23 protein-coding genes are annotated in these 23,044 nt (G+C 59.4%); 7 read left to right on the top strand and 16 right to left on the bottom strand.

Features of this window, described 5'->3' with window-relative positions:
* Positions 1 to 157: 157 nt before the first annotated feature.
* Together AC2FLM_RS22545 and AC2FLM_RS22550 are read left to right on the top strand one after the other, a co-directional pair.
* Positions 158 to 1,135: an NADPH:quinone oxidoreductase family protein gene (locus AC2FLM_RS22545; protein WP_496860041.1), complete on the top strand. Its 978-nt coding sequence runs from the start codon at positions 158 to 160 to the stop codon at positions 1,133 to 1,135.
* A gap of 10 nt (positions 1,136 to 1,145) precedes the next feature.
* Positions 1,146 to 2,177, top strand: coding sequence for a phosphotransferase family protein (locus tag AC2FLM_RS22550; protein WP_496860042.1), 1,032 nt, complete (start codon positions 1,146 to 1,148; stop codon positions 2,175 to 2,177).
* A 339-nt stretch (positions 2,178 to 2,516) separates the two neighbouring features.
* On the opposite strand, the gene AC2FLM_RS22555 is transcribed toward AC2FLM_RS22550, so the two are convergent.
* From AC2FLM_RS22555 to AC2FLM_RS22565, 3 genes are read right to left on the bottom strand one after another with little or no spacing between them, the layout of a single operon-like run.
* Positions 2,517 to 2,762, bottom strand: a complete 246-nt coding sequence (locus AC2FLM_RS22555) for a DUF2798 domain-containing protein (protein WP_234184812.1) — start codon at positions 2,760 to 2,762, stop codon at positions 2,517 to 2,519.
* A complete protein-coding gene (locus AC2FLM_RS22560; protein WP_234143781.1) occupies positions 2,749 to 3,303 on the bottom strand; it encodes an NAD(P)H-dependent oxidoreductase in 555 nt (184 codons plus the stop codon). Before AC2FLM_RS22560 ends, AC2FLM_RS22555 begins: the two co-directional genes overlap by 14 nt.
* 16 nt (positions 3,304 to 3,319) lie before the next feature.
* Complete coding sequence (locus AC2FLM_RS22565; RefSeq protein ID WP_496860043.1) at positions 3,320 to 4,012, bottom strand: pirin family protein; 693 nt, start codon at positions 4,010 to 4,012, stop codon at positions 3,320 to 3,322.
* 111 nt (positions 4,013 to 4,123) lie between these two features.
* Between AC2FLM_RS22565 and AC2FLM_RS22570 the strand changes: the two genes are divergently transcribed.
* The gene (locus tag AC2FLM_RS22570) at positions 4,124 to 5,011 is read left to right on the top strand and encodes a LysR family transcriptional regulator (protein ID WP_496860044.1); all 888 of its coding nucleotides are present in this window, start codon (positions 4,124 to 4,126) and stop codon (positions 5,009 to 5,011) included.
* A gap of 396 nt (positions 5,012 to 5,407) precedes the next feature.
* On the opposite strand, the gene AC2FLM_RS22575 is transcribed toward AC2FLM_RS22570, so the two are convergent.
* From AC2FLM_RS22575 to aptA, 6 genes are all read right to left on the bottom strand, one after another.
* Positions 5,408 to 5,788, bottom strand: a complete 381-nt coding sequence (locus tag AC2FLM_RS22575) for a universal stress protein (protein WP_234143778.1) — start codon at positions 5,786 to 5,788, stop codon at positions 5,408 to 5,410.
* Positions 5,789 to 5,976: 188 nt separating this feature from the next.
* The gene (locus tag AC2FLM_RS22580; protein ID WP_234219986.1) at positions 5,977 to 7,269 is read right to left on the bottom strand and encodes a TRAP transporter large permease; all 1,293 of its coding nucleotides are present in this window, start codon (positions 7,267 to 7,269) and stop codon (positions 5,977 to 5,979) included.
* On the bottom strand, positions 7,266 to 7,880 hold the full coding sequence (locus tag AC2FLM_RS22585; RefSeq protein WP_234143776.1) for a TRAP transporter small permease subunit: 615 nt from the start codon (positions 7,878 to 7,880) through the stop codon (positions 7,266 to 7,268). Before AC2FLM_RS22585 ends, AC2FLM_RS22580 begins: the two co-directional genes overlap by 4 nt.
* Before the next feature lie 67 nt (positions 7,881 to 7,947).
* Complete coding sequence (gene dctP / locus AC2FLM_RS22590; RefSeq protein WP_496860045.1) at positions 7,948 to 8,928, bottom strand: TRAP transporter substrate-binding protein DctP; 981 nt, start codon at positions 8,926 to 8,928, stop codon at positions 7,948 to 7,950.
* An 84-nt stretch (positions 8,929 to 9,012) separates the two neighbouring features.
* On the bottom strand, positions 9,013 to 9,444 hold the full coding sequence (locus tag AC2FLM_RS22595) for a hypothetical protein (RefSeq protein ID WP_496860046.1): 432 nt from the start codon (positions 9,442 to 9,444) through the stop codon (positions 9,013 to 9,015).
* Between the two features lie 33 nt (positions 9,445 to 9,477).
* Positions 9,478 to 10,794 (bottom strand): omega-aminotransferase AptA, encoded by a 1,317-nt coding sequence (gene aptA / locus AC2FLM_RS22600; protein ID WP_496860047.1) that lies wholly within the window; start codon positions 10,792 to 10,794, stop codon positions 9,478 to 9,480.
* Positions 10,795 to 10,942: 148 nt separating this feature from the next.
* Here aptA and AC2FLM_RS22605 point away from each other — a divergent pair, with 148 nt between their 5' ends.
* Positions 10,943 to 11,509 carry a cupin domain-containing protein gene (locus tag AC2FLM_RS22605; protein ID WP_496860048.1) on the top strand — a complete coding sequence of 189 codons (567 nt, stop codon included), beginning with the start codon at positions 10,943 to 10,945 and terminating at the stop codon, positions 11,507 to 11,509.
* Positions 11,510 to 11,833: 324 nt separating this feature from the next.
* Here the strand turns inward: AC2FLM_RS22605 and AC2FLM_RS22610 are convergent, their stop codons facing one another.
* The 7 genes from AC2FLM_RS22610 to AC2FLM_RS22640 form a co-directional block, all read right to left on the bottom strand.
* Positions 11,834 to 12,559, bottom strand: a complete 726-nt coding sequence (locus AC2FLM_RS22610; protein WP_496860049.1) for a ThuA domain-containing protein — start codon at positions 12,557 to 12,559, stop codon at positions 11,834 to 11,836.
* Positions 12,556 to 13,425 (bottom strand): NAD(P)-dependent oxidoreductase, encoded by an 870-nt coding sequence (locus AC2FLM_RS22615; protein WP_496860050.1) that lies wholly within the window; start codon positions 13,423 to 13,425, stop codon positions 12,556 to 12,558. Before AC2FLM_RS22615 ends, AC2FLM_RS22610 begins: the two co-directional genes overlap by 4 nt.
* Entirely contained in the window at positions 13,425 to 14,945 is a 1,521-nt protein-coding gene (locus AC2FLM_RS22620; protein ID WP_496860051.1) for a sugar ABC transporter ATP-binding protein, read from the bottom strand. Before AC2FLM_RS22620 ends, AC2FLM_RS22615 begins: the two co-directional genes overlap by 1 nt.
* Positions 14,942 to 15,943: an ABC transporter permease gene (locus AC2FLM_RS22625; protein ID WP_496860052.1), complete on the bottom strand. Its 1,002-nt coding sequence runs from the start codon at positions 15,941 to 15,943 to the stop codon at positions 14,942 to 14,944. The genes AC2FLM_RS22620 and AC2FLM_RS22625 overlap by 4 nt, the downstream gene beginning before the upstream one ends.
* Positions 15,944 to 15,953: 10 nt before the next feature.
* The gene (locus AC2FLM_RS22630) at positions 15,954 to 16,928 is read right to left on the bottom strand and encodes an ABC transporter permease (protein ID WP_496860075.1); all 975 of its coding nucleotides are present in this window, start codon (positions 16,926 to 16,928) and stop codon (positions 15,954 to 15,956) included.
* Positions 16,929 to 16,960: 32 nt separating this feature from the next.
* Entirely contained in the window at positions 16,961 to 17,758 is a 798-nt protein-coding gene (locus tag AC2FLM_RS22635; RefSeq protein ID WP_234219995.1) for an SDR family oxidoreductase, read from the bottom strand.
* Positions 17,759 to 17,835: 77 nt separating this feature from the next.
* On the bottom strand, positions 17,836 to 18,789 hold the full coding sequence (locus AC2FLM_RS22640; RefSeq protein ID WP_496860053.1) for a sugar ABC transporter substrate-binding protein: 954 nt from the start codon (positions 18,787 to 18,789) through the stop codon (positions 17,836 to 17,838).
* A 307-nt stretch (positions 18,790 to 19,096) separates the two neighbouring features.
* Here AC2FLM_RS22640 and AC2FLM_RS22645 point away from each other — a divergent pair, with 307 nt between their 5' ends.
* From AC2FLM_RS22645 to AC2FLM_RS22655, 3 genes are all read left to right on the top strand, one after another.
* Complete coding sequence (locus tag AC2FLM_RS22645) at positions 19,097 to 20,845, top strand: extracellular solute-binding protein (RefSeq protein WP_234219997.1); 1,749 nt, start codon at positions 19,097 to 19,099, stop codon at positions 20,843 to 20,845.
* Between the two features lie 18 nt (positions 20,846 to 20,863).
* Positions 20,864 to 21,673: an SDR family NAD(P)-dependent oxidoreductase gene (locus AC2FLM_RS22650; protein ID WP_234219998.1), complete on the top strand. Its 810-nt coding sequence runs from the start codon at positions 20,864 to 20,866 to the stop codon at positions 21,671 to 21,673.
* Between the two features lie 64 nt (positions 21,674 to 21,737).
* Positions 21,738 to 23,036 carry a M24 family metallopeptidase gene (locus AC2FLM_RS22655; RefSeq protein WP_234219999.1) on the top strand — a complete coding sequence of 433 codons (1,299 nt, stop codon included), beginning with the start codon at positions 21,738 to 21,740 and terminating at the stop codon, positions 23,034 to 23,036.
* Positions 23,037 to 23,044: the final 8 nt, after the last annotated feature.

Here is a 23,044-nt window from a genome sequence, read left to right on the forward strand (position 1 = left end):
CCCATTCCTCCCATTTCCACAATCACCGCACGGCCTTTGCGAGCGGGTTGCGATACATGTTGTATGAGCCTAAGATGCGAACATAAAGATTGTCAACAATATTGGGCTAGAGATCGACAAGCCCCAGAACAGAGGATGGACGCCTGTGAAAGCGCTCATGAGCCATACGCCCGGAGGCCCCGAAACGCTGCGGATAGATGACATCCCTGCCCCGACACCCGCCGCGGGTGACGTTCTGGTCAAGGTTCAGGCCGTGGGCCTCAACTTTCCTGATCTGTTGATCATAAGGGATTTGTATCAGTTCAAGCCACCCCGCCCTTTTGCCCCCGGCTCCGAAGTTTCCGGTATCGTCGAGGCCGTGGGTGACGGTGTCACCGGTCTCGCCGTTGGGGACAGGGTTCTTGCCTTCTCGGGCTGGGGCGGCTTGGCCGAACGTGTGGTTGTCGGGTCCGACAAGGTTTCGAAAATACCCGATGACATGCCCTTTGAGGATGCTGCGGCCTTCATGATGACCTATGGCACATCCTATCACGCGCTCAGGGACCGCGCGGCTTTGGGCAAGGGGGACACGCTGCTGGTGCTCGGCGCCTCTGGCGGTGTGGGCCTTGCCGCCGTCGAACTGGGCAAGGTCATGGGCGCACGGGTGCTGGCGGCGGTTTCATCAGAGGACAAGCTTCGCACCGCGCTGGATGCCGGGGCCGATGATGGCCTAGTCTATCCAAGAGGGGATTTCGACAATAAGGAACTCGCAAACCGGTTCAAGGATCTCTGTGGCAAGGCGGGTGCGGATGTCATCTATGACCCGGTCGGCGGGGACTATTCGGAACCGGCCCTGCGCGCCATCGCCTGGGAAGGCCAGTATCTTGTCGTCGGCTTTCCCGCTGGTATCGCCAAGCTTCCGATGAACCTGCCACTGCTCAAGGCCTGTTCGATCACGGGCGTGTTCTGGGGGGCTGCCGTCGAGCGCAACCCCGCGCGCCACGCCGAAGCGACCACAGAGCTGTTCGGTTTCTACACCGACGGCAAGGTGAAACCTAAGGTCGAGGTAATGCAGGGGCTGGAAAACGCGACTGCTGCGCTGGAAAAGCTTTCTCAGCGCAGCGTGCAGGGCAAACTCGTCATCAGTCTGGGCTGAGGCGCGTCACATGCCGAAACCGCTTCACCAGTTCGACCGGCAAGAGTTGTCGACCTATCTCGCCACGCATATCGACAATTTCGGTCAGCTCGACGAGATCGAACGATTTGGCGGTGGGCAGTCAAATCCCACCTACCGGATCGTCAGTGGCCCGCATGCCTTTGTGCTGCGTGCGAAACCACCGGGCCGTCTCCTGTCCTCGGCGCATCAGGTGGACCGCGAATTCCGGGTGCTCGGCGCATTGGCAGACACGCCGGTACCCGTTCCGAGGGTCTATCACCTGAGCGGCGAGCAGAACCCGCTTGGCACGATGTTCTACGTGATGGAAATGCTGGATGGCCGGATCTTCTGGGACCCGGCCCTGCCAGAACTGGTCCTCGGGGAACGCGCCGATGTCCATGACCAGATTTGTACCGCGCTGGCGCGGTTGCACGCGATTGATCCGGCATCAATCGGATTGGCCGATTTCGGTGCACCCGGCAATTACTTCTCTCGACAGCTCAGACGCTGGACAAAACAGTATCGCGAAAGCGCCGACGGATACGCGGCCGGGATCGAACACCTGATCCGCTGGCTTGAGGCCCATGAACCTGAGGATGACGGGCAGGTCAGCATCGTGCACGGCGATTTCAGGATCGACAACTTGGTCTTTTCCCATGATGCCGAAACCCTGATCGGCATTTTGGATTGGGAGCTTTGCACCCTCGGCCACCCGATTGCAGATCTGGCGTATTTCTGCATGTGCCTCCGGTTGCCGGAAGAGGGAGTCATCAAGGGATTGGGAAAGCTGGATCGCACCGCTCTGGGCCTTCCCGACGAAAGGGCATTTGTCGAACGCTACTGCGCACAGCGCCGGATCGACCTTCCGCAAGACTGGGCGTTTGCACTGGCCTTTTCCTTCTTTCGCCTGATCGCGATTGCAACGGGGGTCATCCAAAGGGCGCAGCAGGGCAACGCGACCAATCCCGCAAGCATGACGGAAATGCGGCGGGCGGTCGACAGCCTCACGGCGCTTGCTATCGAGGTGACCCAGGACCGGTAAGCCAATCCGCGGCTGACACCCGTCGGGCGCGCCGACAAGAACCGCTGCTCACACCAGCATTTCATGATCGCGTTGGTGACGGATGGCAAAACCGTGGCACCGGGCGGGACGTTCTGGTTGCTTGCCTGACATTCATGAAGCGGCCGTTTCGGTTGGCCAATAACTCATTCGGCCAGGTCGTCGAAAGAAATCGCCGAGCCGGTCAGGCTCTGGCTTCCGCGAGATGCACCGGCGTGGATCAAGCAAGACTTCCACATGTCGGCAGGTGATGCGCAATCGTGATCGATGCGTTCAAATCCAAGGTTCGGGAGAGCGCGATCGCTCTCCCGAACCTGAAAATCAGAGCCATGCGCGCGCGGCCTTGTCTGCCACTCTCTTCGAGAAAAAACGCAGCGAGTCTCCGAACATCATATCCAGTGAAAACGCGATAGGCAGCGCAATCAGAATGCTTTGCCCCCAGACCCGCAGCCACAGCCACGAGACACCGAACTCCAAGAGGCTGAAGACACCTGACAACGCCATCGACATGAAGGCGGACATGACCAAAGAGCCCGCGAGCCGTTGTAGACGATCATGACGCAACATGTTCGGCAACCTCCTGCATGGACAATGCCAAGGCCGCAGCGGACAGATCGGCCAGGGCGTTCGGCTCGGTGATGCGTCCGGTTTCGGCGTCATAAGCGTCATGAAAGCTCGCAACGGAAACCGCCGCCCTCAGGTCCGCGCCAAAAAACGGGGCCGAGCCTTTGGCCGCGGCCAGCACGCTTCCTGCGCCCCCCGGACCGGGAGAGGTCGCAAGATAGACGGTCGGTTTGTTCTGGAACACTTTCTGATCGATCCGGCTCGCCCAGTCGAAGAGGTTCTTGTAGGCCGCGGAATAGGATCCATTGTGTTCGGCAAAGGATACGATCACGCCGTCGGCGGAACCGATCTTGTGATAGAATTCTCTGGCTGCTTGCGGTTGGCCGATCTCCTTCTCGATATCTTCGCTGAAGATGGGCAGATCATAGTTGTTCAGGTCCAGGATCTCGATCTCGGCATTCGGAACCAGTGTTGCGGTAAACCGCGCCAGCGCCTTGTTGATCGAGTTCTTCGTGTTGCTTGCGCCAAACGCTACGATTTTCATGGGTGTTCTCCGATCGTTATTGGAAGGTTTCAGTGAATTGGATCAATACGAGGTTGCATCCGCTCTGCGTTTCCAGTTCGAGCGCATCACCCTCGATGATGTCGCCAGCCTTGACCGGCTCACCATTCGCTGTGGCGTGACCATTACTGAGAAACGCCACGAAACGATGCCCGGTACGGGCGGTTTGCCCGGGGTTCAGAAGACCGATCTGGCACGTCATCTTGCTCTCGAATGTGCCATCTGACCCGCCCAGCACCGTTGTGATCCGCCCCTGTTCAAGCGCGATGTCCCGGTAATCGGGCCTCAGCCCGCGTTTCGGAGGCAGAAACCAGATCTGCACCAGTTCCGTATGTTGACCGGTCAGATTGAATTCGGCGTGTTGCAGGCCGGTTCCCGCGCGTTGCACCTGGACACCCGGCCCCGTGATGGTTGTGCCGTGGCCGATAGTGCCCTCGTGGCCAATCTTGCCGTTGGGGATAAAGCTGATGATGTCCACATCCCGATGAGGATGCATCGGCGCCCCGTCTCCGGGTTTGTAATATCCCGTCGCCAGAGAGATGAAATCTCCCAATCCATGGCTGATGCCGAGGCGCTTTTCAGCGCCCGGAAAGGCACGCGGGCTCTGCACCATGCGGGTCTCGAAGATACCGGCAAAGCCACCTAACGGCAGGTCATCGCGGTGGATGATACGTGTGTTTGTCTGGGTCATCTCTGTTACTCGACTGTGTCCGAGAGCAACCTAGAACCGACCATCAGCAATTGATAATATCGTTTTTTCACTATTATGATCTAATTACTAGATCATCGTAAAGGCCCGACCATGACCCTGGAACAGCTGATTGTATTGAACGCCATTGTCGAACATGGCACATTTCGCGCCGCGGCAAGTCATTTGAACAAGGCTCAATCCGCCATCAGCCATATGATGAGAAAGCTTGAAGACGAGATCGGGTTCGAGTTGTTGTCGCGCGACGCCTATCGACCATCATTGACGGAACGTGGCGAGGTGATCTACCGCCATGCCACACGCGTTCTGCAACGTGTACAGGAACTCAAGTCGATCTCGGCGACGTTGCGCAGCGAGCAAGAGGCCGAAGTGGCACTGACCGTCACGGCCACTTACCCGCTGCCTCCGATCCTGTCCCTGGTCAGCGAGATGACGGCCCGGTTCCAGGCCACTCATATCAAGATGTCACGCGACAACATGGGGGGATCGCTGGAAAGGCTTCTGGCCGGAGATGTGCAGATCGCAATCTCGACCCTGGATGACGTGCCGCTGGACCGCATCGAGGCGCTGCCTCTGAGACCGGTCATGATGATCCCCGTTTCACATCCCGATTTTCCTGCCGCCCAGGACGACCGGATGAAATCGGATACCGAGATGCAAACCCATATCCAGGTTGTGGTATCCGACAGCGCTCGTGCAGCCACGCAAAGCAGGGGCATCCTGCCGGGTGGCTTGCGCTGGACGGTGTCCGACTTTGCCACCAAAAAGGAGATCCTTCTGGCGAATATGGGCTGGGGCGGTTTGCCCCAGCACATGATACAGGCAGAATTGGACGAGGGTTCCTTGGTGCCGCTCAACATCGAAGGCTACCCGCCGACACGGGTTTCGCATTATGCGATGCGCAGGCGTGATGTGACGCAGGGCACGGTTGCGCAAGCCATTTGGGACAGCTTGAGGATGTCGAAGACCCAAGACGCCTGACAAGACCCCAGCGAACAAGCTTTCGGTCGGACAAGACACCAGAAACCCGCCTTGGGGATTGCCCTTGTGCCGCTTGGCCGCGACGGCACGACAGAAGGACTGCACATCATTGAACACCATGGAGTTCGTGACGGCGAACGGCGGCCACTCTGTGAGATCGAAGCGCACAGCACTATCCGAGAAAAAGGCCGCTCCACCTTGGCTGCCGAGTGTGATCGAGGTCGCTCCCGATGCAGTCATTCCTGAGGTTCAGGCCACACGTCACATGGACCAGATCACGCCGGGGCGGGAGCGACCCCGGCGTGATCCTCCTCAGGCTCAGAGCCTGGCAAGATTCCAATCACCATCTGTGGCAGGAATGCCAGCGCTCTGGCGGGAGTGGGCCCGACAGGAACATCACAGTCGCAGCACGTGCACGGTGCAATGGGCGTGCCGAACCACCAATGCGGCGGTCGAGCCCAGAAAGAACTCCTTCATTCCCGGTCTGTGAGAGGCCAGAACGATGCAGTCTATGCCGTTGTTGTTGGCAAACTCGGTAATCGCCCGCCCGGCCGACTGGCTTTCGAGCAGAAGAGGAATGACACCGGTTTCCCCGCGCAGCCGCTCAGCCAGACTGGACTTTGCCTTGTTATAGGATTTCTCGGAAACACCTTCGTCCATGTAGTACATGATCTGCTTGTTAGGTGGTTCATGGACATGGACCGCGGTGATTTTCCCTCCCTCGGAAGACAGGGCGCGGGCTGCCGCAAGTGCCTGTTCACTGATGCCGTGTTCCAACGAAAGAGCGACCAATATATTGCTGTACATAGTTATCCTCGCGTTTCGGGTTTCTGTCGTTTCGCCGGCTCTCCCGGCCTGCCGCTTGTTCTCAAGTGTCAATTGTCGGGCCGGTTGCCGCGCATCCCGGAACCCAATCCGGGATGCACGATTGTTGTCTTGATCCGACGAGCCTTGGTCTGCGTGCCTTATTTCCCGAGCAGAAGGTCCGGCAAAAACAGGGCAAGCTCGGGAACGAACGTCGTCAGCATCAGCGTTGGCAGCCAGGCAAAGGTGATGAAGATCAAGGTCGGCCAAAGCATCCGCGAAACCGGCTCGTCACAGACCTGAGCACCCAGATAGAGCAAAGGTGCCGTCGGCGGGGTGATATTCGCCATGCCGAGGTTGACACCGATGACGGCAGCGAAATGGATCGGGTCCATCCCGGTACTCTGCGCGATGGGCAACAGGATCGGAGTCGCCAGAAGAAGGCCCGAGATATCATCCATCAGCATCCCGATCAGGATCATCACGACGTTGATCATCAGCAGGATGACGATCGGATTATCGGAAACCGAATAGACCAGGTCTTTGGCCAGCTGTGGCGCACCCTGTGCGATCAGGTTGTCCGATACGATCAGAACCATGAAGATCATGACCATCACCACGCCGATGGTGACCCCCGAACCCTGGATCGTTTGAGCCAGAGTTTTCCAGGTCAGGCCGCGGTAGAAATAGATCGCGATGGGGATCGAATAAACCACGGCGATACCTGCCGCTTCGGTGGGTGTCATGATACCACCATAGATCCCGCCGAGGATGATGAGAGGCATCATCAGGGCGGGCCCTGCCAGCCGTGCCTGACGACCGAAGGTTGGCAGGAAAGGCCTTGGCCGTTCCGTCAGGTTGATACCATCGTATTTGCGCAGCATGAACTGATTGACCACGATCAGCAGCGTGATCAGGATGATCGCCGGGATCACAGTGGACAGAAAGCATTTCAGAACGTGCTGCTGAGCAACCCATCCGTACAGGATGTGGGACGAGCTTGGCGGAATCAGAAGACCAAGTGGGCTTGCGGCAACAATGAGCGCAGCCGATTGGCCTCCTGGATAATTGGCCTTTTTCAGGTGTGGCATCATGATGCCGCCGATACAGGTCAGCGTGGCGTTCGCACTGCCTGAAATCGACCCGAAGACCCCGCAAGCCAAGACGCCGGCTGCGCTGAGACCACCCTTGATATGCCCGATGAACATTTCTGCGAGTGCGACAAGAGGCGCGGCGATCTTGCCTTTCTCCATGATGCCGCCGGCAATCATGAAGAGCGGGATTGCCAGAAGGACCAGTGATCGGATTCCCGTCGAACCCGTCGGCAGGTATCCCGTGATCGATTGATCCCCGACAAGAGCGATAAAGATCAGAACCGCGCCAAAGGCCACAAAGACGCTGACACCAAGAAGCAGCATCGCGCAGACGATAAGAAGACTACCGGTGATGATCATTTTGCGGCCCTCCTGGACAGGTCGGATTTCAGCGGAAGGCCAAGGCCCTTGCGGATATGAACGTAGAGGTAGGCAGCGGTGAACATCGCCATGAAGCCGAAGGCGATCATGATCCCGATCCGCCAACTGACGAACGGAATGCGCAACACGGGGGTCGCTCGCAAACGAGGGAACGAGAAATCGTCAAGCAGCGAGACATAGCACGCGTAAACAAGAAACAGGATCACCAGCAATTCGACCACCAGCACGACAAACCCGCGCCACCAGATCAGCCGGGGGTTCTGGATCACGATCCCGAGTATGTCTGCATTGATGTGCAGATTTCGCGCCGAGGCGAGGACAGCACCGGCAAAAAAGCCGACGATGCTGATCCCCAGAAGCCATTCCTCGTAGGCAAAAAGGTCGCCGCCGAATCCGTATCTGATCACGACCACGGCGCCGAATGTGAATGCCATCAGAAACCCTGTGAACATCACGATCTGCCGCATGACCAATGCTACCAACTTCATGGGATAGCCAATGACAGCAGGCAGTTCGTCGGTGATCCTTTGCGGGCGGTTGCTTTCCTCGTCGAGGATGACCGGCGGCCGTTCGTCCAATGTACTGGACATTTTCTCCCTCCCTTCCCTTTTACGCTGCAAAGCAAAAGGGGCCGGCTGTTGCGCCGGCCCCCGCTGGTCAGTTGTTCTTGGCTGCCAGCAGACGGTCGATGATGTCCTGCCCGACGTTCTTGGCCATTGACGGCCAGACCTTTTCCTGGACATGCGCGGCCATTGCGGCTTGCTCTTCGGCGCTCAGGCTCAGGATGGTGTAGCCCTTGTCGAGCAGCTTCTGCCCAAAGACCTCGTCGTTCTCGCGATTGTATGCAAAGAAGTCGTCCGAGGCCTTGCTCATCGCCGCCTGCAGGGCATTGCGCTGTTCGTCGTTCAGCTTGTCCAGCGTCCTCTGCGACGCATAGAAGGTCGTCAGTTCAGAGATCGAGTTGTATTCGACGAAATGCGTACCGACGTCTGACTTTGCGAAGATGGAGTAGGTCGCGGTCTTGGTGCAGCAGATCGCGCCATCGACGATGCCGGACTGGATTGCCGGGAAGATGTCACCCCAGGCCATCGTGGTTGCCTGGAAGCCGAGCTCTTCGACCATCGATTTCACGACGCTCGAAGACCAGACACGAATGTTCATGCCCTTGTCTTCGAAAGTGTTCCAGTTGGTCGGTTCCTGCGTGGCAACGATGCCGACGAAACCTTCCGGGTTCTGGGCCATGATCTTGACCCCATATTCCCCGGTAATTTCTTGCAGGATCTTGTTATACTCGGAATCCATGTTGCGCATGATGTTGTTCATGTCGTCCCAGCCGCTCACAAGGAACGGCATTGAAAGGAACTCGAGCCGGGGATCGGTATCCGCATAGATAAAGGCAGCGGCCAGATCGATATTGCCGCGCGCCACGTCCTCGAACAGTGCCTCGCCCGAGCCGAGCTGGTTTGCCGGAAAGACTTCAATCGTCAGTCCGACATTCGCTGCCGCAACGTCGGCCGCGACCTGCTCCATCATCTTCGTGCCCTGATGGTCGATCGGGAACACGCCGGCAAAGCGCAGCTTCATGTCATCTGCGGCTGCCGCGGTCGACATCACTGCGCCGATGGCGCCCGCAATCATGACGTTCTTGATCTTGTTCAAACTCATTTGGGTTTGTCCTCCTGTTGGCGAGTTGCGCCCGTCCCGTGACGGGCAATGATTTGCTCAAGACAGCAAATTTCTGGGATCTTCGAATTTGTGAGTAATGGTGCGGAGCGCCGTGTTGACCCCGTTCACCAGGCGATCATTCCGGGGCAACGCCGCCTTGGGGCCGCTGTCAGCCAAAGACATGGCACGCGGCAGGGTCACGTTGTCAGCAACACAGACCGAGGTGAGAGCGACACTATCCGGCGTTTTGGCGATGCAATATCGCACGACACCATCCACCACATGAAAAGGGTCGGCACGATTTGTCGCCTTGGATTTGGCAACGGCAACCGCTTGGCCCAATGTCTGCGCGCCTACCAGCGGAACCTGCCCGGACCGCGCACCTGTCACGGGCTTGAATACCGATTGGGTTTCTTCTTGATGCGGCGAAGCAAAGATTTGGCCACGCCTGTCGTGTCCGATCAAATCGATCGGGGATGCATCTTTCATGATCTGGGTCCTTCAGGGAAAATCAGTCAGGGGTCATGGCAGGTCCGCCAGAACCTCGCCCAGTGTTTGGCACAGAGTTACGATTTCGGGCTCGGAGATGATCAGCGGCGGAGACAACGCGATGATGTCTCCGGTGACGCGGATCATGATCCCAGCGTCCCAGGCCCGTTTCATCGCCTCGTAGGCCCGCGCTCCCGGTGCGCCATCACGTGACGCAAGCTCAACGGCACCGACCAGCCCCAGGTTCCGAATATCTATGACATTCGGCAAACCTTTCAGCGCATGCATCTGTTCCTCCCAAACCCGCGACAACAACGCGGCACGCCTGAAAAGATCGTTTTGTTCGTAGCTCTCAAGCGTTGCCAGGGCCGCCGCGCAGGCCATCGGGTTGGCTGAATAGGTATAGCCGTGGAACAGTTCGATGGGCGCATCCGCGTTTTCCATGGCGGAGTTGTAGATTTCGTCCCGCACGATCACGGCACCCATCGGGATGATGCCGTTTGTCAGCCCCTTCGCAGTGGTGATGATATCCGGGGTGACCTCGAAATACTCCGCAGCCGTGGCCGCGCCCAAACGGCCAAAGGCTGTAATCACCTCGTCGAAAATCAGGAGGATACCGTATCGGTCGCAGATTTCGCGCAGTCGTTTCAGATAGCCTTTTGGCGGCAACAGAACGCCCGTCGAGCCCGCCATCGGTTCGACGATCACTGCCGCGATGGTCGAGGCATCATGCAGGGCGACAATACGCTCCAGATCATCGGCAAGCTCTGCTCCATGAGCCGGGCACCCACGCGAGAAAGCGTTACGCTCAAGTTCATGCGTATGCGGCAAATGATCGACACCCGTCAGCAATGACCCGAAATACATCCGGTTCTTGACAATCCCGCCGACGGAAATGCCACCAAAGCCGGTCCCGTGATAACCGCGCTCCCGTCCGATCAGCCGAGTCCGCGACGCATCACCCCGCATCCGGTGGTAGTGCAATGCGATCTTCAGTGCAGTATCGACCGATTCAGACCCGGAATTGGTGAAGAATGCGTGGTTCATGCCCTCGGGCATCAAGGTCGTCAGCCTTGAGGAGAGTTCGAATGCCTGCGGATGCGAGAATTGAAAACTCGGAGCATAGTCCAGCTCTTGGACCTGGCGCTGCAAGGCCTCTACGATCAACGGATCGCGATGCCCAGCGTTGACGCACCAGAGACCGGCCGTACCATCCATGACCTTCCGACCGTCGGCGCTGGTAAAAAACATGCCTTCGGCAGACTGGATCATCCGTGGGTCGCGCAGGAAATCGCGATTTGCCGTGAATGGCATCCAGAACGATGTCAAAGTGTTGCGCTTATCGAGCACCGGAAATCCCTCTTGGTGATTTTTAATATTGTTGACATGTTTGCAGATGCGCCGAATGCTGTGCAGCCGGTTTTGTAGAGATCTCTAAGACGTTGAAAAATCGGGGGCGCCAGACTATTCTGCTTTCGATCGAAAGCAGGAAAGCGCCGTGGGAGAATCCATCACATCAGATTTGGAAGTCGCGCGGCGATTGCGCTTGATTCGAACGTCGAAGGGTTTGAGTCAGCGTGAAATGGCGAAGAGAGCAGGCGTCGGCAGCGGAACGATCTCACAGATCGAAAGTGCCTCGACCCAACCGTCAGTGGCGCTTCTCAAGAAAATTCTTGCGGGTGTTGATGTGAATCTGGGTTTTTTCTTCAGCTTCGAGTTGAAGGACGACGAAGGCTTCTTTTTTCCCCATAGCGGTATGCGCGACCTTGGCTCTCACGGTATTTCCTACCTTCTCGTCGCGGGTGAGCGGCGGAATCGCAAGCTTCAGATGCTGATAGAAGAATATGCAGTCGGCGCAGAGTCCGGTCGCACCGCGCTTTCGCACGAGGGCGAGGAATGCGCGGTGGTCATCGAAGGCAGGCTTGAGGTTACTGTCGATGGCCAATCCCGTGTTCTGGGACCCGGCGACGCTTACTATTTTTCCAGCATCCTTCCCCATCGGTTCCGGAATGCAGGTGACACCGCCTGCAAAGTGATCAGCGCATGCACGCCATCCTCGTTCTAGGACAAACACCCGGACGCTTGCTTTTTTCGCCTGCAACTCTGTCCTGTTGATATCGGGCTATTCGCGCGGCAATCATCAATGACGGCCAGGCTTCGGACCCTTTGCGAGGGGCCGGAGCAGCCGGGCTCAAAGTCCAACGGCCAGCGCATGTTTGACATCCCTCGGCTGGCATCGGCGTCCACGTTTCGCGCGCCGATTACCGGGCTATTGCATTGTGTTCACCCCGATAATCTGCGCCTCGGTGAAAAAGCTACTCGCATTCGCCCGCTCGTTCAGAGTGGGCGCAGCCTCTGCACGACGCTGAGGGAAGTCGCGGGAGGTTGGTCAGCAGACATTCGGTCGCTGGTCTTTACCAGCGGCAGACCACAACGCACCGCGCCGGATGATCTCGGTGACCTGGGGGATCTTCAGATCGGCAAGCTCGTGCCCGATCGAGCAATAGAACACGCGCCCCTTGTCCCAGCGGCGCTTCCAGACGACCGGTATCACCGTACCCTCGATCCACCACAGGTGATCTCCGGAAAACGTGGTTGTGGCCAAAACCTCGTTCGAGGGGTCGACCAGCATGTAATACTGCTCGGATGTCAGGCGAAAACTGCGGATGCCCTGCACGATTGGATCGTCCGGCTTGCAGATGGTGACATCATAGTCGATGTAATCCTCTTTCGGCTGGAGATTGTCGGGCCAGCCCGGCGGGTGGGCGACGAACTGGCCTCCGATCAGGAAGTGATAGGTCGGGCGGTCGCGGAACGCGTCACCCATATGCCCGTGCCAACCGGCAAGGCCACAGCCTTCGCCAATCAGCTTGAGCAGTCCGTCTTCCTGTGGCTTGGTCATGTTGCCGAACTCTTCGCGGTGACCGGACCGGGCAGAGGACCAGATCGGCGTAATGAGGCTCAGATCTGCCAGCTCTTCGGGCCGCTCCAGCGGCTCCAGCGTGTCATAAATGTCGACCGCAAAGCCACTGGCCTCGAGCAGGTCCTTGTACCACTCGGCGAAATGGGTCGGGGCATGCCCCTGCCAGCCGCCCACGAAAAGCGCAGCTTTCATGACTTTTTTCCTCGCATGTAATTCAGGATCGCGGCCATGTCGCGGGCACCAAATCCCTCGGCCTCGGCCTGTTTCAAAATGGCCAATGTACGCAACCCCTGTGGCATCCCGGTGCCCAGCTTGTGGGCCAGGTCGGCAGTGACCTCCATATCCTTGCGCGCCAGCGCCACGGTGAAGGTGACGTCATGGCCGGCCTCGTCGAGGTAAAGCGGACGGCGGTATTTCAGCATCGGTGCGCAGGCCGCAGAGGCCTCGATCACGTCAAAGGCAACCTCGGGCGCAATCCCCGCTGCCTCGGCCAGGGTCATTGCCTCGGCCAGGGTCTGGTTGATGCCGTGGATCAGCGAATTGACCGCCAGCTTCATCACCGCGCCTGCACCGGTTTCCCCAAGGTAGAGGGTCTGTTTTCCCATCGCGTCGAAAAGCGGCTGCACCGGCGCGGCGCTTTCGGCGTCGCATCCAGCCATGATCACCAGCTGTGCCTCTGCCGCCGCCTGCGTCGCGCCCGAGACCGGGGCGTCGATAATCCTGACACCGCTGCGAGCGGCATCTGCAAGAGCTCGAAGGTGATCAGGGCTCATCGTGCCCATTTCGACGAAACGGGTCGCGCGCTGACCGGCGAACAGCCCGTCGGGCCCGAAATGCACCACCCGCGACGCGGGATCATCGGCCAGCATCGTCACAACCACATCCACCGTATCCGAGAGCGTGCGCGGGCTGTCGGCCACCGCGCATCCCAACTCGGCCGCCAAGGCGTGCGCCTTGCCCAACGAGCGAGTCCACAGCCTCAGATCGAACCCGGCCCGCGCGAGGTTGCGTGCCATACAAGCGCCCATCCTACCCAGCCCGACAAAGCCAACGCGCATCACGCCACCTGCGCGCCGCTCTCGACTCCGATCCCGGAAATCGCCTGGATCAGATTGTCCTCGGTCACCTCGTCCGAGGTAAAGGTGCGGATGATCCGGCCGTGATACATTGCGACGATCCGGTCCGAGACATGCAGTACCTCGGGCATTTCCGAGCTGATTACGATAATCGCATAACCTTGGGCCGCCAATTCGCGGATCAGGTTGTGAATTTCGGATTTTGAACCGACGTCGATGCCGCGGGTCGGTTCGTCCACGATCAGCACGTTTGGATGCATCGACAACCATTTGCCGATGACGATCTTTTGCTGGTTGCCACCCGAGAGGTTGCCGACAAGCTGCTTCCAGCCCGGCGTGCGGATATCGAGGCGGTCGCGGTACTGGTCAAAGATCGCAATCTCCGAGCCTTCGGCCACGAAAGGTCCAGCCTTTAGGTCGTCGACCTGGGGAAGGGTCATGTTGTCCCGGCAATTCATGCCCAGCACCAGGCCCTGGCCCTTGCGGTCCTCGGGCACCAGCGAGATACCGCGCGCGATGGCATCGGCGGGGGAGTGGATGCGGGTTTGCTCGCCATCGAGAAGGATGGTTCCCGCCGAGGGTTCGCGCAGGCCGAACAGGGTCTCGGCAATCTCGGTGCGCCCCGCCCCGACGAGGCCGTAGAACCCGACAACCTCGCCCCGGCGCACCTCGAAACTCACATCGCGATATAGATCGCCGCAGCTCAACCCGCGCACTTCCAGAACGACGCTGCCCAACTCGTGATGGTTTTCGTTGCGGCTGAGATCCAGCTTGCGCCCGATCATTAGCTGGGTGACGGCTTCCTCATCGGTCTCGGCGGTGTTGACGGTGCCGCGATAACTGCCGTCGCGCAACACGCTGATCCGGTCCGTGATCTTGAAGATCTCTTCCATCCGGTGCGAGATATAGATGATGCCGACGCCATGCGCCTTGAGATCGGCAATAACGTCGAACAGAACCACCTTCTCGGCATCGGTGAGAGAGGCGGTGGGTTCGTCGAAGATCACGGCCTTTGCGTCGACCGTCAGCGCCCGTGCGATTTCCACCATCTGCTGATTGGCAATCGACAGCTCTCCGACCAGTGTCCTGGCGTCGAACTTGACTTTCAGCTTGTCCAGAATGGCGTTGGTCTTGGCGTAAAGAGAGGTCCAATCCACCCGGCCAAAGCTCTTCCGGGGCAACTCGCCCAGATAGATGTTCTCTGCAACTGAGAGCTCTTCGGCAAGACTCAACTCCTGGTGAATAAAAACGATGCCTTTGGATTTCGCCTCAAGCGGCGAAGCCATCACTGCTGGCTCTTCGCCGACAACGATTTTGCCTTCGTCGGGCTGATAGATCCCGCCCAGAACTTTCATCAGGGTGGACTTGCCCGCGCCGTTCTCGCCCATCAGGGCATGAACTTCACCAGGCATGACGGAAAACGATACCCCGTCCAGGGCACGCACACCAGGAAAGGTCTTGACGATGCCTTCCAGGCGCAGGGCGGGTGTTTTTTCGCTCATGTCCGCAACTCCTCTTTGCCCTTGATGTTCAGTTGACGATCCAGGAACAGGACCGCGATCAGGATGAGGCCGATCACCAGGTTCACGGTCTCGGTGTCCGCCCCGATATGGCCCAGCCCCTTGCGCAGAAGCTGGATTGCCAGCACACCGCCAAAGGTCGAGACGATCGACCCCGCACCCCCGGTCAGCTTGGTGCCGCCAAGCACAACGGCGGTAATCGCCCAAAGTTCGAAGAGCATGCCGTCATTGGGATTGACCGACCCGCTTTCGGAATAAAACACCACCGCCGACAGCGCCGCGAGAAAGCCGATGATCATGAAATTGATCAGCATGTGCGGGCCGACGCGGATGCCGGCATTCACCGCCGCATCGCGATTGTCGCCGATGGCATATGCGTTACGTCCATGCACGGTTCGGGTCATCACGAACCACAGGAAAAGGGTGACGGCCAGAAGGAACCAGGTTGCGGTATGCAGCCCGAGAAACTGCGCCTCGGAAAAATCGACCAGCGTCCAGTTCAGGTGGCTGGTGGGCTGTTCTCCGTTATACATGAACACCAGACCGCGAAAGCCGAGCATCGACCCCAGCGTGACGATGAATGCATCGACCCCGGTCTTCCAGACGATGATGCCATTGATCGCGCCCAGGAGAACACCGGTCAGCAGCGCCAACAGCCACGCCACCGGGATCACCCAGTCTCCCAAGCCCGCGAAGATCGGCCAGGTCATGCTGTCGAGGAGCACGATGGCGGCAAGCGCATAGGTGGCCCCGACGCTCAGGTCGATATTGCCGTTGATCATGACAATGGTCATGCCAAGCGCGATGATTCCGATCGGCGCCGATTGTTTGAACAAGAGCAGCATGTTGTCGAAATCCATGAACGCCTTGTCCGAGACTGAAAGATATTCACCGGCGATCGAGAAGAAGACCAGCTCGACGGCGATGAAAGCCCAGATCGCGCCACGCTTGAGAAATGTGCTGAGAGTTCCGGGTTTCATGTCCATTTCCTCACGCGATTGGCGACCAGAGCTTGCCGCGCTTGGCCGCGATGTCGAGCCAGACAGCAAGGATGATGATGATCCAGGTGACGATGAACTGGGCGTAGAACTGCAGGCCCACCAGCAGCAGACCGTTCTGGATGAAGCCCAGGATCAGCACGCCGATCACTGTTTTGAAGATCGTGCCGGACCCGCCCAGGAGCGACGCACCACCGAGGATGACGGCGGCGAGCACTTCAAGCTCCATGCCCTGGCCGACGGTGTTCTGGCTGCCAAGGCTGCGGCTGGCTTGCAACAGGCCGGCGGTGGCCACACAAAATGCCGACATCAGGTAGCACATGAATACCACCCGCGCGCGGCGGATGCCTGAGAACGTGGCCGCGACGCCGTTGCCGCCGACGGCATAGACCTTGCGCCCGAACGGGGTCTTCGACAGGAGCATTCCCAGCACGGCCGCCAGAGCCACGAAAATCAGGATGGGAACCGGTATGCCCAACGCCTCTCCTTGACCGAAGACCTTGAACCAGGTCCCCTCCTTGTCGGCGATGTCCATGTTCTTACCACCGGAATAGGTCAGCGTCAGGCCGTGTACGGCCGACAGCATACCCAATGTCACAATTAGCGAATTGAGCTTCAGGTAGCCCACGAGAAAGCCGATGAACGCGCCCAGGCACAAGGTCATGGCGAACATCGCCGGGATCGCCAACGCCGGGCCGATCTTGTCGTGCAGGTCCAGCACCACGATGGTCGAGAAAGACATCATCGAGCCGACCGAAAGGTCGAGATTTCCGCTGATCACCACAAAGGTGACCCCAAGCGCCATCACGCCCAGAATGGCCGACGAGCGCACCACGCCCATGATGTTATCAGGGTCGAGAAACCGCGCATTGGCGATTGTGAACCCGATCATGAACAAGACAAAGGCGACCAGGATACCTTGCCGGGCAAGAAATCCACCGAGTTGCTCTTTTGTCAGTCCTGCCATGGCGCTTTCCCCTCTGCTGCCCGCACGGGCGGTCACACCAGCGTCATGCCGCCGTCGATCATCACGATCTGGCCGGTCATGTAGTCGCTGTCCTTCGATGCCAGGAACGTGGTCGTTCCCGTGATGTCCTGCGGTGTGGCGACGCGGCCCTTCAGGATATCGGACGAAAACTCCTCCATCGCCTGGCCTGGCCGCTCGGCGGCACCGATTGCCATCAGGTCCTGATCGACCTGCTCCCACATCTCGGTCGCCACCACACCCGGAGCGAACCCCGTGACCGTGATATCATGTTTGGCCAGATCGCGCGCACCCGATTGGGTAAGCGAGACGACACCCCATTTCGATGCGCAATAGGGCGCCACGTTGTCAAAGCCCTGTCGGCTGGCGATCGACGCGGTGTTGACGATCTTGCCGAAGGAACCCTGACGGATGAACTGCCGGGCTGCTTCCTGCATGCCGATCAGGCAACCCAGCCCGTTCACATCGGTGATGAAGCGCCAGTTTTCCTCGGTCACATCGAGGAAGTTCATCGGCTTGTTGACGCCGGCATTGTTGAACTTGACATCCAGCTTGCCGAAGAGACCCACCGCGTGGGCGATCATCGCCCGGACCTGTGCGCGGTCGGTCACATCGACTGTGGCATGAGTCACCAGTCCACCGCCCGCGGCGGCCCGTTCGGCGTTGGCCGCGGCTACCTCGGCCACCTTTTCACCATTGATGTCGGCAAAACAGACATCCGCGCCTTCGTCCAGCAGAGCTTCGCCAATAGCGCGCCCAATGCCCTGGGCGGCGCCGGTCACGATGCAAGAACGACCCGAAACTCGGCCCATGCTCTCCTCCCCGGGAAAACGTTGTGATCTGGATTGAGAACCGGGCGCGGCGATGCGCGCCCGGAAACAAGCGGGTCCTAGAAGACCGGCTTGGTGAAGTCGCCCATGTTGTCCTGGGTGATCTTCGGCGTGTCGAAGTAGTTCAGGAACGGAACTTCGACACCGTTCAGCACGTCGATGGCGGTTTTCAGGGCAGCTTCGGCATCGTCGACCGGAGACTGATAGATCGACCCCCAGTATTCACCTGCGGCCATGGCCTCGTACCCCACGGCAAAGTTGGTGGCGCCGACAAAGATGATGCCGTCGCGGCCGGCGGCCTTGGCGGCGTTCAGGGCGCCGACGCCCATGTTGTCGTCGCCAGCATAGACACCGTCGATATCGTCATACTTGACCAAGAAGGCTTCCATGACCTGTTGCGATTTCTCGCGGTTCCAGTCGCCGGGCTGCTGGTCGATCTGCTCGACGTTCGGGCAGACCTCGGGCAGGCGATCGTTGAAGCCCTTGGCGCGTTCGATGGCGGTGGTGTAGCCGGGCTGGCCGGTGATGTGCACGACCTTGGCCTCGTTCTCGATGCCCATGGCCTTGAACTTGTCGCACATGATCTCGGCCGAACGTGCACCCTGGGTGATGTTGTCGGGGCCGGAGAAGGATTTGACGAAGCCGAAGCCCTGCTCGGCGATGTTCGAATTGGTCACGATGACCGGGATACCGGCCTTGTGGGCCTTGCGCACGGCGGGGATCACGGCCTCGCCGTTGGTCGGCCAGATGATGATTGCATCGACTTCTTGCTGGATCAGGTCCTCCACCTGCGCGATCTGGCGCGCGACATCACCACCGGCGTCCAGAACCACGGTTTCGACATCGGCGTTGGCGTCGGCCGCCGCGATGAAGGCCTGCTCGTAGGTGGTCTGATAGCTGTCCACGCCCACGTTGTTCTGAGTGATGCCGATTTTCATGGTTTCGGCCGTGGCAGCGCCGGCAAAGGCCAGAGCGGCAGCTGTGGTCGTTGCAAGTACGTTGCGAAATCTCATGCGGGTCTCCTCCCGGATTAATCCAGTTGCGATAACTGTTCTCAGAGCCCCTCCCGGGCCGAGAATCATCATCCTGTCATGTTGGACGAATGCGCAGCAGCATGCAGGTTCGAGCCAATCCGAAATGCAGGCAAAATATCCGAATTGAACTTGCTGATATCCAAAATGAACATTTTTGCGATACGGTCCGGATGCCAATTTGAACATTTTGCGGAGGACCAGCGCGATGACAGATTCAGCTTCGTCCAAAATGAATAAATCTGCAAGCGAAGGCATATCGCACAACGCAAGGATACGGAAAATCTCGATGAATGCCATGAAGGGACATATGGACCAGGGTTCGGCTGCGCCTCAGGCAAAGTCCGAGATGCTCCAGATGGTGTCCTTTCTGGATGATCTGAGCGATGAGCTTGATCGCGGGATGGATCTGGTCGTGCCCAATCCTTACCTGCGAATGGCGCTGCATCTGCTTGAGGGATACTTCGACGCCAAGACCATCACTCCCACCTCGTTGATCGGGGCCAGCCAGGTTCCATACGCGACAGCGACCCGGCGCATGAAGGAGATGCTGGACGCTGGACTGATCGAGCAGCGCCCGCGCACCAAAAGCGGCAAGAGCTTCTCGATGCATCCCAGCGAGAAACTGCTGGATCACTGGGCCAAGTTGTCGAGCCGCATTCGCCGCCTTGCAGAGGCACAGTTCGGCGGGCGTGAGCGCGGGACTGATACCAAGGATTACTTCTTTGGCGGCTCCTACATGTCGGCCCAGACGGTTCCACCTCTGAAAGTTCTGCCTGAGCCGTTGAAAGTGCCGGGCGGCGTCCGTGTGCTGGTGCATGGAGATCCGACCTTCATGGTCATGGAAACCCTCAAGCGCCAGTTCGAACAGGCCATCGGCAGCCAGATTCACCAGCGCGCCTTTTCCATCGACCGTTTGCGCGAAGAGGCGCTGCGCAATGCCGAACGCAAGACCAGTCGCTACGATATCATCGCCCTGGACCTGCCCTGGGTCGGCGAATATGCCGAGCGTGGCATGCTGATGCCGCTGGACGAGGCGATGGATATCGCGCGGCTTGATCCGGCGGATTTTCATACCGCCGGGTGGAAGGCCGCGCATTGGGGCGGGCGCCCGTATGGCGTGCCGGCCCAGACCACGCCCGAGCTTCTGTTCTATCGCAAGGACCTGTTTGCCAAGGCCGGGTTGGAACCGCCCGCAACGACCGAGGGCCTCTTGACGGCCGCTGCGGCATTGCATGACCCCGCACGCGGGCGTTACGGCATCGCCTGGAACGCCGCGCGCGGCACTGCTCTGGGGCATACCGTCTTGATGACCATGGCCGATTTCGGCCAGCCGGTGCTGAACCTGCCGAAAATCGCGGGCGGGTTCGAAACCGACCGCCTGTCCGACCGCAACTATCAGCCGACCATCGACACCGAGGCGGGCTTGCACGCCGCCGAGTTCCTGATGGAACTGCTGAAGTATTCCCCCCCCGACATCCTGTCGATGTCCTGGTACGAGCGCGTCCGTCCTTACGCGGCGGGCACCATCGCGATGGCCTATGGCTATACCCTGCTCGCGCCCTATTTCGAGCTGGACGAAAGCTCGCCAGCCTGCGGTCAAACCGGATACCTGCCGCATCCGGCTGGCCCCGGTGCGTCACCGGTCGCACCTGTGGGCGGCTATGTCATGGGCATCCCGGCCAACCTGCCACCAGACAGGGTGCCCGCAGCGGTCGAAGCGCTGACCGTGTTTACCTCACCTGCGGCGCAGAAGATGTATGTCCAGAACGGCAGTCGGACAAATCCCCGCTACTCGGTCGGGGCAGACCCCGAAGTCCGCCGCACCTCGCCGATCTTCGAGGCGGTGGACGGGATGTCCTGGCGCGACGAGTTGCAATTCTGGCCACGCCCGCCGGTGCCCGAGATCTGCGACATCATCCAGATCTGCGGCGAGGAATTTCACGACATGCTGCGTGGGATCGTCCCCCCGCGAGAAGCTTTGCGCAAGGCCCAAGATCGGGCGGATGCGCTGATGCGACACCACAAGACAACCTGACCTGAGGAGGAATGACCCATGGACCCCGATCGCCTGAAAGGTAAGAACATTCTGATCACCGGTGCCGCGCGCGGCATGGGGGCGGCCAATGCCGAGGCCTTTGCCGCACAGGGGGCAAATGTCTGTCTTGCCGATCTGGACGGAGACGAGGCCCGGAACGTGGCCGATCGCATCAACGCGGCCGGCAATGGCCGCGCTATTGCGGTCAATTGCGACGTGACCAAGAGGGAAGACAATGCCGCAGCGGTGGCGGCCACGGTCGAGGCGTTCGGGTCGATCAATGTGGGCCTGTTCAACGCGGGTCTCAACAAACCCCGGTTCTTTATGGATATCGACGAAGACAACTGGGACATGATCATGAACGTCAATACCAAGGCGATGTGGCTGGGGATGCAGGAAACCGCCCGCCAGATGATCGCCCAGGGACCGATGGAGGATCACCCCTACAAACTGATCAACGTGGGCAGCATCGCCTCGCGCAAGCCGCTGGTGGATGTCACCGTCTACTGCACCTCGAAATACGGCTGCCTTGCCTTGACCGAGTGCGGCGCGCTGGGTCTTGCCGAGCACAACATCACCGTGAACGGCTATGCGCCGGGTGTCGTGGTGACCCCGCTTTGGGAGCAGCTGGACAAGGATCTTGTCGAGATCGGTTTCAAGGAACGGGCCGGGCAGGCCTATGACGACATCGTCGAGAACAATCTGGTGATCAAGCGCGTGTCCTACCCCGATGACATCACCGGCACGGCCTCGTTCCTCGCATCGAACGACAGCGACTACATGACCGGTCAGATGATCTCGATCGACGGTGGCTGGGTCACCAAGTAACGAAGTAAACAACTGATTTTCATCAACAAACGGGTGCGCAACTCCGCACCCGAAGGAGCCTTACATGTCACGCGCACTGATGCCCAACATGCTTACCCCGCAGGATCTGGAACCCAATTGGGAATGGCGCGACAAGCTGCCGGCCTGGGGGCACATGTCGGTCGATTTCGAACGCCGCATCGACCATGACCGCCTGCGGCGGTATCGCCTGGCCCGGACCCGGCAGGCGCTGCAGAACTCGCCCGCCGGTACGCTGCTGCTGTTTGACGTGAACAACATCCGCTATGTCAGCGCCACCAAGATCGGCGAATGGGAGCGGGACAAGATGTGCCGTTTCTGCCTGTTGACCGGTGACGACAGCCCCTATGTGTGGGATTTCGGCTCCGCCGCACAGCACCACAAGCTCTATTCCGACTGGCTGGAGCCGGACCATTGCCTGGCAGGCGTCGTCGGCATGCGCGGCACCATCCCGCCCGAATTCGGACTGATGAAGAAATACGCCAAGCAGATCGCAGGTCTTATCCGCGACGCCGGCATGGGTGATATGCCGGTGGGTGTGGACTATGCCGAAACGGCGATGTTCCACGCACTACAGGAAGAAGGCCTGCACGTGATCGATGGCCAGCAGATCATGCTGGCAGCGCGCGAGATCAAGAACTGGGACGAGATCCAGCTTCTGACCCAGGCGGCCTCGATGGTCGATGGCGTCTACCACATGATCTATGAAGAGCTGAAACCGGGTGTGCGCGAGAATGACATCGTCGCCCTGTCGAACAAGATGCTCTATGAGATGGGCAGCGACGATGTAGAAGCCATCAACGCCATTTCGGGCGAGCGTTGCAACCCGCACCCGCACAACTTCACCGACCGGCTGTTCCGCCCGGGCGATCAGGCCTTCTTTGACATTCTGCAAAGCTATCAGGGCTATCGCACCTGCTACTACCGGACCTTCAATATCGGCCGGGCGACGCCCGCGCAGAACGATGCCTATGTCAAGGCGCGCGAATGGATCGACGCTTCGATCTCGATGATCAAACCCGGCGTGACCACCGACAAGGTCGCCGAAGTCTGGCCCAAGGCCGAGGAATTCGGCTTTCCCAACGAGGACGCGGCCTTTGGCCTGCAATTCGGTCATGGCCTTGGCCTTGCGTTGCATGAACGGCCCATCATCAGTCGCGCGGTCAGCCTGGATCATCCGATGGAGATCCAGACCGGCATGGTCTTTGCGCTCGAAACCTATTGCCCGGCGGCCGATGGCTATTCCGCCGCGCGCATCGAGGAAGAGGTCGTAGTGACCGAGACCGGCTGCGAAGTGATCTCGCTCTTCCCGGCCGAAGAGCTGCCGATCGCCAATCGCTACTAACCTCCCCG

This window comes from Ruegeria sp. SAZD011 (assembly GCF_059612545.1).

Coding starts and splice junctions, on each gene's coding strand:
- AC2FLM_RS22545 (WP_496860041.1), top strand. CDS start 158: ATGAGCCATACGCCCGGAGGCCCCGAAACGCTGCGGATAGATGACATC.
- AC2FLM_RS22550 (WP_496860042.1), top strand. CDS start 1,146: ATGCCGAAACCGCTTCACCAGTTCGACCGGCAAGAGTTGTCGACCTAT.
- AC2FLM_RS22555 (WP_234184812.1), bottom strand. CDS start 2,762: ATGTTGCGTCATGATCGTCTACAACGGCTCGCGGGCTCTTTGGTCATG.
- AC2FLM_RS22560 (WP_234143781.1), bottom strand. CDS start 3,303: ATGAAAATCGTAGCGTTTGGCGCAAGCAACACGAAGAACTCGATCAAC.
- AC2FLM_RS22565 (WP_496860043.1), bottom strand. CDS start 4,012: ATGACCCAGACAAACACACGTATCATCCACCGCGATGACCTGCCGTTA.
- AC2FLM_RS22570 (WP_496860044.1), top strand. CDS start 4,124: ATGACCCTGGAACAGCTGATTGTATTGAACGCCATTGTCGAACATGGC.
- AC2FLM_RS22580 (WP_234219986.1), bottom strand. CDS start 7,269: ATGATCATCACCGGTAGTCTTCTTATCGTCTGCGCGATGCTGCTTCTT.
- AC2FLM_RS22585 (WP_234143776.1), bottom strand. CDS start 7,880: ATGTCCAGTACATTGGACGAACGGCCGCCGGTCATCCTCGACGAGGAA.
- dctP (WP_496860045.1), bottom strand. CDS start 8,928: ATGATTGCGGGCGCCATCGGCGCAGTGATGTCGACCGCGGCAGCCGCA.
- AC2FLM_RS22595 (WP_496860046.1), bottom strand. CDS start 9,444: ATGAAAGATGCATCCCCGATCGATTTGATCGGACACGACAGGCGTGGC.
- AC2FLM_RS22610 (WP_496860049.1), bottom strand. CDS start 12,559: ATGAAAGCTGCGCTTTTCGTGGGCGGCTGGCAGGGGCATGCCCCGACC.
- AC2FLM_RS22615 (WP_496860050.1), bottom strand. CDS start 13,425: ATGCGCGTTGGCTTTGTCGGGCTGGGTAGGATGGGCGCTTGTATGGCA.
- AC2FLM_RS22620 (WP_496860051.1), bottom strand. CDS start 14,945: ATGAGCGAAAAAACACCCGCCCTGCGCCTGGAAGGCATCGTCAAGACC.
- AC2FLM_RS22625 (WP_496860052.1), bottom strand. CDS start 15,943: ATGAAACCCGGAACTCTCAGCACATTTCTCAAGCGTGGCGCGATCTGG.
- AC2FLM_RS22630 (WP_496860075.1), bottom strand. CDS start 16,928: ATGGCAGGACTGACAAAAGAGCAACTCGGTGGATTTCTTGCCCGGCAA.
- AC2FLM_RS22635 (WP_234219995.1), bottom strand. CDS start 17,758: ATGGGCCGAGTTTCGGGTCGTTCTTGCATCGTGACCGGCGCCGCCCAG.
- AC2FLM_RS22640 (WP_496860053.1), bottom strand. CDS start 18,789: ATGAGATTTCGCAACGTACTTGCAACGACCACAGCTGCCGCTCTGGCC.
- AC2FLM_RS22645 (WP_234219997.1), top strand. CDS start 19,097: ATGAATGCCATGAAGGGACATATGGACCAGGGTTCGGCTGCGCCTCAG.
- AC2FLM_RS22650 (WP_234219998.1), top strand. CDS start 20,864: ATGGACCCCGATCGCCTGAAAGGTAAGAACATTCTGATCACCGGTGCC.
- AC2FLM_RS22655 (WP_234219999.1), top strand. CDS start 21,738: ATGTCACGCGCACTGATGCCCAACATGCTTACCCCGCAGGATCTGGAA.